At 66.2% G+C, this 1,514-nt stretch carries 1 protein-coding gene; it reads right to left on the bottom strand.

All coding sequences use genetic code 11. The features are described 5' to 3' along the window. Positions 1-1,481: condensation domain-containing protein (locus ACFYOB_RS41605; protein ID WP_388570298.1), on the bottom strand; the 1,481-nt coding region annotated here is incomplete at its 3' end. Between the last annotated feature and the right edge of the window lie 33 nt (positions 1,482-1,514).

Raw genomic sequence — 1,514 nt, 5'->3', positions numbered from 1 at the left:
ATGGTGAAGTCGATGGTGTTGCCGTGGCTGGTGCGGTGGGTGGGGCGGGGGTGGTCGGTGGGGAGTTCGAGGGGTTCGAGTCCGGCGAGGGTGGTGCGCCAGTAGTCGAGTTGTGTGTTGAGGGTGTGGTTTTGGAGCCATTGGCGTTGCCAGATGGCGTAGTCGGCGTATTGGACGGTGAGTTCGGGGAGGTTCGGGGGGCGGTTTTCGGTGGCGGCTGCGTAGAGTTCCTGGATTTCTGTGGCGAGGATGGCGGTGGACCAGCCGTCAGCGGCGATGTGGTGGATGTTGAGGGTGATGAGGTGGTGGTGGGGGTTCAGGCGGGCGATGGTCAGTCGCAGGAGCCGGCCGCTGGTGAGGTCGAAAGGGCGGGCGGCGTGTTCGGCGAGTGTGGTTGTTGCGGTTGTTTCGGCTGTGTGGGTGTCGTTGATGTGGGTGAGGTCGATGACGGTGGCGTGCAGGGGCCAGGGGTCGTCGATGATTTGGGTGGGTTCTTCGTTGTGGCCCAGGAGGAACCGGGTGCGGAGTATTTCGTGGCGTTCGATGAGGCCGGTGAGGGCGGTTTCGAGGGCGGGGATGTCCAGCGGTCCGTGGGTGCGGAAGCTGAAGGGGAGGGAGTATTCGATGCTGTCGGGGTCGAGTTGGTTGAGGAACCACAGGCGTTGCTGGGCGAAGGACAGGGGGATGTCGTGTTCGGTGGTGCGGGGGGTGAGGGGGAGCTCGTCGGTGGTGTGGGTGTGGGTGTGGGTGTGGGTGGTGAGTGCGGCGATGGTGGGTGAGGTGAACAGGTCGCGGACCGCGATTTTGACGCCGAGTTCTTTGAACAGGCGGGTGGTGACGCGGGTGGCCATCAGGGAGTGGCCGCCCAGGGCGAAGAAGTTGTCGTGGATGCCGATGTGGTCGATGCCCAGGACCTCGCTCCAGATCCGGGCGATGGTGTGTTCGGTGGTGGTGCGTGGGGGCTGGTAGTCGTTGGCCAGGTCGGGCCGGGTTCCTTCGGGTTCGGGCAGGGCGTTGCGGTCGGTCTTGCCGTTGGGGCTGGCGGGCAGGGAGTCGAGGGACACGAACCAGCCCGGGATCATGAAGTCGGGCAGGGTGCGGGCGCACCACTGGCGCAGGGTGTCCACGCTCAGGAGCCGGCCGGGGCGGGGGACGTAGTAGGCGACCAGGCGTTTGTTGCCGGGGGTGTCTTCCCGGGCGATGACGGCGCAGGATGCCACGTCGGGGTGCTGGGCGAGGGTGGATTCGATTTCGGCGAGTTCGATGCGGATGCCTCGGATCTTGACCTGGTGGTCGATCCGTCCCAGGTATTCCAGCGTGCCGTCGGTGCGTCGCCGCACGAGGTCACCGGTCCGGTACATGCGTGAGCCGGGCGGGCCGAAAGGATTCGCGACGAACCGTTCCGCGGTCAGCCGGGCACGGTACAGGTAGCCGTCGGCCAGGCCGGCCCCGTCCACATAGAGCTCTCCCGGAACACCCACCGGCACGGGTCCCAGAGAGGAATCGAGCACGAA

Origin of the sequence: Streptomyces sp. NPDC006463 (genome assembly GCF_042870715.1) — a bacterium.
Lineage (GTDB): Bacteria > Actinomycetota > Actinomycetes > Streptomycetales > Streptomycetaceae > Streptomyces.
The sequence above is the reverse complement of the archived record's forward strand: the minus strand, read 5'-3'. Positions and strand labels throughout refer to the sequence as shown.